This window comes from Aeromonas sp. R3-1, assembly GCF_040908345.1.
Taxonomy (GTDB): domain Bacteria; phylum Pseudomonadota; class Gammaproteobacteria; order Enterobacterales; family Aeromonadaceae; genus Aeromonas; species Aeromonas veronii.
In genome coordinates this window covers 1-6,688 of sequence record NZ_JBFODN010000116.1, presented here as the reverse complement: position 1 = coordinate 6,688, position 6,688 = coordinate 1, and the positions used below count along the sequence as shown (strand labels likewise).

Here is a 6,688-nt window from a genome sequence, read left to right as displayed (position 1 = left end):
CACCACTATGCCGTAGCCGCTGTTGATGATGCCAAAGCAGACGATCAGCAACCAGCTGCGGGGCAGGGTGATCAGTCGCTGCTCGCCATGAGGAATGGCGACCGCCGCGGTGCTTGGCAGACGCACTTTCCACCCTAGCCAGCCGAGGGCCAGCAGCAGCGGCAGGCTCCAGAGCGCCAGTGCCTGCGACCAGTCGAGGCTGGCCGCCAGCCTTGGAGTGAGACTGGCCCCCAGCGCCCCGCCCCCCATCATGCAGGCAGAGAAGATCCCCATCACCAGCGGCACCTTGCGGGCAAAGTGCTGCTTGATAAGGGCGGGCAGCACCCCTTGCACCAGCGCCGAACCCAGGCCGCAGAGCGCGGCTGTGGTGATCAGCAGGGCGCCGCTCTGGGCATCAAAACGCAGGGCACTGCCCGCCGCGAGCAGCAGCAGGGCCAGCCCCAGCAGGGTGGTGGCGCTGGCAAGGCTGCGCAGGCGCGGGGTGAGCAGCACGCCAATCCCGATCAGCCAGAGCGGCAGCAGGGTGAGCCAGGCGAGGGTATCCATCCCCAGCGACAGGGCGCGGCCAATCTCGCCGCTCAGCGGGCCGATGGCGGTAAGAAAGGGACGCAGGTTAAGGCCAATCAGGATCACCAGCACCAGCAGTGCGGTCTGGCCTGCGGGTTGATCCGCATTTTGTTGATTCATCGGGTGCTGTTTCCGGTTCTGGGAGAGACAGGGGGCATTCGGGATGCGGAGTCATCGGGGCTGAACATGGCAGATCACCGTCAAAGGAGGCAAAAGCGCCAGCCTAGCGGGCTCGAAAGTCATTTGGAAATTAAATGATAGAATGGGTTTCAGTGGTTTTGTAAATGGAGTGCCCCATGCTGGATCCCCTGTTACTGCGCAGTTTTGTCGCCATTATCGACACCGGCAGCTTTACCCGCGCCGGTGAACGGGTCCATCTGACCCAATCCACCATCAGCCAGCAGATCCGCCGCCTTGAGCAGCAGCTTGGCTGCCCGCTGCTCGATCGTGCTGGCCGTCAGGTGGTGGCAACGGCGGAGGGAGAAAAATTGCTGGGGCTGGCCCGCCGCATTCTGGCGCTGCTGGCACAGGCCGAGGAGCAGGTGAGCGAGGGGAGCATATCGCTCAGCCTCGGGGTGCCGGAGGATTTTGCCGCAGGCGCCATCACCCCGGTGCTGGCCGCCTTTGCCCGTGACTACCCCGAGGTGCGGCTGGAGGTGGAGAGCGGCCTGAGCCATCACATCTGGCAGCGCTTCGAGGCGGGAGAGCTTGATCTGGCGCTGGTCAAGCAGACGCGCGGGCAGGGGGCGCCCCTTGCCAGCTGGCGCGAGCCGCTGGTGTGGGTTGACAGTCGCGACTGGCCCGCACGGGAACGGGATCCGCTGCCGCTGGTGGTGTTCCCGAGCGAAGGGCTCTATCGGCGGCAGATGACCGAGGCGCTCGATGGCCTCGGTCGGCGTTGGCGTATCGCCTATGTCAGCGCCAGCCTCGCCAGCTTGCAGGGGGCGGTGAGCGCGGGGATCGGGGTGAGCTTGCTACCCAAACGGCTGATGCCCGCCGATCAGCTGGCCCTGACCCAGTGGCCCAAGGTGGCATCGGTGGAGCTGGCGCTCCATGCGGCAAAGGAGGGGGGCGAGCCGCTCAGCCGCTTGAGTTCGGCCCTGATCGCCCTCTGTGACGAGGTGATGGGGCCGCAGTGAGTGGCTCTGTGGGGAAAACTTCTTTGGGGAACAACTGACGTCGGCAAGATAAGGCGGAAAAAGTGCGGGGAAGGATCAGTGATCCTTCCCCTCCGCCAGCTTGCGCTCGTAGTCATTTTTTACGATGGCCAGCGCCGCCAGCACCAGCTCGGGGGCCAGCTCATTGGTTTCCAGCAGTTCGATAAGGTCCACCGCGAGTTTCACCTCGGGCGGGGCAGTTTCCAGTGACATGGGCAGGGTTCCGGTTGCGGGAAGAGGGGGGGATTATACAGGGGCGCCGCCGTTAGCCGAAAGCGCCCCGCTCTATCGGGGAGGGGAGGCACCAAGGTCAGAGGTGCTGGCGCATCTCCTTGTCGATCTCCTCGCGCAGGGCGATGAGCTTTTTGGCGTACTGCTGCAACTGCAGATCACTCTCGCTCAGTGGTTGCCACTGGGGCACCGGGGTCGGTTTACCCTGCTCATCCATCGCCACAAAGATGATGATGCAGTGGGTGGTCTTGTGGCGTTCGGTGTCGGTGGGATGGCGGCTGTAGACATCCACCGCCAGATGCATGCTGGTGGTGCCGGTGTGGATCACCTGAGCGTGAACCTCCACCAGCTGGCCAATCTGGATGGGGCGCAAAAAGCGGATCCCCCCCACATAGACGGTCACCGCATAGCCGCCGCACCAGCCCGCGGCGCAGGCATAGCCCGCCTGATCGATCCACTTCATCACCATGCCGCCGTGTACCTTGCCGCCGAAATTGACGTCGGAGGGTTCGGCCAGAAATTGCAGGGTCAGTTCGCGATTTGGCACAGTTACATCCTTATTGCCTGAAGGGTTTCCCTGAGCTTTGCCCCATCGGCCTGCCCGGTCAAGGGTTCATCCCCGATTCAGGGGGACGGGGTCACTATCTTGCTCTATCGACGGGAACATAGCCGCAGGAGTGACACCATGAAACAGATGCTGGAACAGTTGCTGGGGGCTGGCAAAGGCTGGCTCAACGAAGGCGGAGACAAGCGCAAGGGGCAGATGCAGGGAGCGCTGGCCGGCGGCGCGCTCGGTCTGCTGCTGGGCAATAAAAAAGTGCGCAAATATGGCGGCAAGGCCGCTGCCGTGGGCGGCGCCGCAGCCCTTGGCGGGCTGGCCTACAAGCTCTATCAGGATTGGCAGGCCCAGCAGGCGGCACCGGCCCAGCCCACCCATCCCATCAGTGGGCTGGAAGGCAATGCGCTGGATGCCCGCGCGGCGCTTTTGGTGCGCGCCATGGTGGCGGCAGCCCGGGCCGATGGCCATATCGACGGGGCCGAGCGCCAGAAAATTCAGGAGTACCTGACCGAACAGGGTCAGAGCGATGTCGCCCGCTGGATTGACGCCGAGCTGGCCCGTCCCCTCGACCCCCACGCGCTGGCGCGGGAAGTGACCGATATGGAGCTGGCCACCGAGGTCTATCTCGCCTCCCTGCTTGCCATCGAGGTGGATCACTTTATGGAGCGCGGTTATCTCGATGAGCTGGCGCGCGCCCTCAAACTCGATGACAACCTCAAGGGCAGCATCGAGCGGCAGGTGGCCCAGCTTAACGCCCCCGCCTGATATCCCTCATCGCCATGGATTGCCGATAACGCCCCGCTCAAGGGGCGTTGTTGTTTAGGTTGTTCGTCAAAAGATACGGATGAGCCTATTTGGATTGCGGGACACAGCCCCTAAGATGGCGCAGAACCATCACTTTTTTGCAAGGAGCAACCGTTGGAGATACGCAAGGCAAGCGAACTGGATATAGACGCCATTGTCGAGCTGAACCGGCAGATTGGAGAGATCCACCATCAGCACTATCCCGAAGTGTTCTGCCCCCCTTCGCCAGAGGAGCGGGAGTTTTTGCTGAGCGCCATCGGCGCGGAAGGGCGTCTGTTCTGCGTTGCCGAGCAGGATGGCATGGTGGTGGGCTTTTTGACGGCGCGGATCGATATCAATGAGAGCGTGCCATTTCTCACCCGTGCGCCGATTTGCCGTATCGGCTCCGTGGTGGTGGATGAGCAGCGCCGCTCTCGCGGGATTGGCAAGGCGCTGATCGCCCATTGCGATGAGTGGGCCAAGGCCCGTGATGCTCAGCAAATCCGGCTGGAGGTGATGGCCTTCAACGAGCGCGCCCAAGCGCTCTACGAGGCGCTGGGCTTCAAGGTGCAGTCGCAGATCATGGCCAGATAACCAGTTTCTGATGGCGAGCCAAGGCGCGTCACTCCCCAACTACACAGGCCCGCTACGGGCCTTTGTTCGTTTCGCCAGCGGCTCCTTGCCACGTTACTTTTCACCGAGTTGTGCGGCAATCAGTGCGGCCAGCCGGGTGAGGGCCTGCTCCAGCTGTTCGCTCCAGGGATGGGAGCTGTTGAGGCGCAGGCAGTGGTTGTGTTGCCCCTGACTGGAAAAGAGCGCGCCGGGAGCCACTGAAAAACCGCTGCCCAGCGCCTTGGCGTGCAGGGCGCGGCTGTCGAAATGGGCAGGCAGTGCCAGCCAGAGGAAGTAGCCGCCATCGGGGGAGGAGATCCGCACCTCGTCCGGCAACAACCGTTGCAGGGCCGCCCGCATCTGCTGCTGGCGCTGGGCCAGGGTGTGGCGCAGGCGGCGAAAGTGGGCATCGACGCCGCCCTGGCGCAGCATCTCGGCCAGCGCCAGCTGGCTAGGCACATTGGTGGAGAGGGTGGACATCAGTTGCAGCCGCTGGATCCGCTCGGCATGGGGCCCCGCCACCACCCAGCCGACCCGAAAGCCCGGAGCCAGACATTTGGAAAAGGAGCTGCAGAGCAGGCTGTCACCGCGCTGATCCCAGTGCTTGATGGGCTTGGGGCGCTCGCGACCGAAGTAGACCTCCGCATAGACGTCATCCTCTACCAGCGGCACCTTGTGGGCGTTGAGCAGCGCCATCAGCCCCTGTTTATGCGCATCGGGCATGGTGTGGCCCAGCGGGTGCTGCACATTGCCCATCAGCCAGCACGCCTTGATCGGCATCTGGCTGAGGGCATCTTCCAACAGAGCCAGATCGATGCCCACCCCCGGAATGACCGGGATCTCCACCGCCTTGAGTTTCAGCCGCTCGATGGCCTGCAGGGCGCCATAGAAGGTGGGGGACTCCACCACCACCCAGTCACCGGGCTCGGTCAGCACCTGCAGGCTGAGGGAGAGTGCCTCCATGGCGCCTGTAGTGATGATGATCTCCTGCGGATTGACCGCCACCCCGTCGCTGGCGTAACGCTGGGCGATGGCGCGGCGCAGCGCTTCGTTGCCGGGGGGCAGGTCGGCCACCGTGCTGAAGGGATCGAGCTTGCGCATGCAGCTGGCCAGCGCCCGCCCGAGCTGGGGATGGGGGAACAGGGTCGGGTCTGCCACCGACATGCCAAGGGGCACCAGATCCCGTGATTTGCTCGCCTGCAACACCTCGAACACCAGATCGTTGATATCCACCGAGCCGCTGTAGTGGGTCTGGCTCGGCGTGTGCTGCACGACCTGTGGTGAGGCGGCTTTGACGTAGTAGCCGGACTGGGGGCGGGCGAGGATCCGCCCCTGACTTTCGAGCAGTTGATAGGCCTGCAGCACCGTCATGGGGCTGAGCCCGTGGGTCTTGCAGCTCTGGCGAATGGAGGGGATGCGCTCCCCCGGTTGCCAGATACCATCGTCGATCTGGCTTTGCAGGCGGTCGGCCAACTGCTGGTAAAGGGACATGATCTGGATCAACTGTTATAGGTGTAATTCAATATAACTGCATCTGTTATAGGTGTCATGCTCCGTGATGTACTTGTCACGCACGAAACGTGCAAGGCAAATACAACAAAAGAGAGTGACGCATGATCAATCCGGATGACGTGGTCAGCCTGTCTCGCCTGCAATTTGGCGCCACGGCCCTGTTCCACTTCCTGTTTGTGCCCCTCACGCTGGGGCTGTCCTGGATCCTGGTGATCGCCGAGTCGGCTTATGTGATGACCGGCAAGGTGATCTATCAGGACATCACCCGCTTCTGGGGCAAACTGTTTGGCATCAACTTCGTCATGGGGGTCACCACGGGGATCACCATGGAGTTTCAGTTCGGCACCAACTGGGCTTACTACTCCCACTATGTGGGGGACATCTTCGGTACTCCGCTGGCCATCGAGGGGCTGATGGCCTTCTTCCTCGAATCGACCCTGGTGGGGCTCTTCTTCTTCGGCTGGGACAAGCTCTCTCGCGGCAAGCACCTGCTGGTGACCATGCTGGTGGCGCTTGGTTCCAACCTCTCGGCGCTCTGGATCCTGATCGGCAACGGCTGGATGCAAAACCCGGTGGGGGCCGAGTTCAACCTGCTGACCCAGCGCATGGAGCTGGTGGATATCGCCGCCGTGCTGTTTAACCCGGTGGCGCAGGTGAAATTTGTTCACACCGTCGCGGCGGGCTATGTGGCCGCCTCCATGTTTGTGATGGGGGTGAGCAGCTGGTATCTGCTGCGCAAGACCGAGGTGCAGTTTGCCCTGCGCTCCTTCGCCATCGCCTCCGGCTTCGGGCTGGCCGCCATCCTCTCGGTCATTGTGCTCGGGGATGAGTCGGGCTATCGCACCGGCGAGGTGCAGAAGGTGAAGCTCGCCGCCATCGAGGCGGAGTGGGAGACCGAGCCGGCCCCTGCGTCATTCACCCTGTTCGGCTTTCCGGATCAGCAGGGGGAGACCACCCACGCCGCCATCAAGATCCCGTATCTGATGGGGATCATCGCTACCCGCTCCATCGACGAGGCGGTGACCGGCCTCAAGGATATCAAGGTGCAGAACGAGGCGCGCATTCGTAGCGGCATGGTGGCAGCCGAGGCTCTCGAGCAGATCCGGCAGGGCGATGACACCCCGGCCAACCGCGCCCGCTTCGAGCAGCACGGCAAGGATCTTGGCTACGGCATGCTCCTGACCCCCTATGCCAGCAATATCGCCAAGGCCGGTGAGGCGGAGATTGCCAAGGCGGTCGATGACTCCATCCCGCCAGTGGCACCGCT

The 6,688-nt window shown here is 63.2% G+C and carries 8 protein-coding genes; 4 read left to right on the top strand and 4 right to left on the bottom strand.

Annotation, left to right across the window (positions count from 1 at the left end; translation table 11 throughout):
- Positions 1–687, bottom strand: a 687-nt coding sequence (locus AB5Y85_RS07285) for an MFS transporter (protein WP_368221299.1), incomplete at its 3' end; no start/stop codon positions are given.
- A 176-nt stretch (positions 688–863) separates the two neighbouring features.
- Here AB5Y85_RS07285 and AB5Y85_RS07280 point away from each other — a divergent pair.
- The gene (locus AB5Y85_RS07280) at positions 864–1,706 is read left to right on the top strand and encodes a LysR family transcriptional regulator (RefSeq protein WP_047438977.1); all 843 of its coding nucleotides are present in this window, start codon (positions 864–866) and stop codon (positions 1,704–1,706) included.
- Positions 1,707–1,781: 75 nt separating this feature from the next.
- Here the strand turns inward: AB5Y85_RS07280 and rsmS are convergent, their stop codons facing one another.
- Entirely contained in the window at positions 1,782–1,937 is a 156-nt protein-coding gene (gene rsmS / locus AB5Y85_RS07275; protein ID WP_005337582.1) for a pleiotropic regulatory protein RsmS, read from the bottom strand.
- 97 nt (positions 1,938–2,034) lie between these two features.
- Entirely contained in the window at positions 2,035–2,502 is a 468-nt protein-coding gene (locus tag AB5Y85_RS07270) for an acyl-CoA thioesterase (RefSeq protein ID WP_047438978.1), read from the bottom strand.
- 138 nt (positions 2,503–2,640) lie between these two features.
- On the opposite strand from AB5Y85_RS07270, the gene AB5Y85_RS07265 reads away from it, so the two are divergent.
- Together AB5Y85_RS07265 and AB5Y85_RS07260 are read left to right on the top strand one after the other, a co-directional pair.
- Positions 2,641–3,279, top strand: a complete 639-nt coding sequence (locus tag AB5Y85_RS07265; protein WP_042656069.1) for a tellurite resistance TerB family protein — start codon at positions 2,641–2,643, stop codon at positions 3,277–3,279.
- Between the two features lie 153 nt (positions 3,280–3,432).
- A complete protein-coding gene (locus AB5Y85_RS07260; RefSeq protein ID WP_047438981.1) occupies positions 3,433–3,891 on the top strand; it encodes a GNAT family N-acetyltransferase in 459 nt (152 codons plus the stop codon).
- Positions 3,892–3,984: 93 nt separating this feature from the next.
- Here the strand turns inward: AB5Y85_RS07260 and AB5Y85_RS07255 are convergent, their stop codons facing one another.
- Complete coding sequence (locus AB5Y85_RS07255) at positions 3,985–5,400, bottom strand: PLP-dependent aminotransferase family protein (RefSeq protein WP_257686596.1); 1,416 nt, start codon at positions 5,398–5,400, stop codon at positions 3,985–3,987.
- A gap of 122 nt (positions 5,401–5,522) precedes the next feature.
- Between AB5Y85_RS07255 and AB5Y85_RS07250 the strand changes: the two genes are divergently transcribed.
- The coding region (locus AB5Y85_RS07250; RefSeq protein WP_368221298.1) for a cytochrome ubiquinol oxidase subunit I at positions 5,523–6,688 on the top strand (1,166 nt) is incomplete at its 3' end.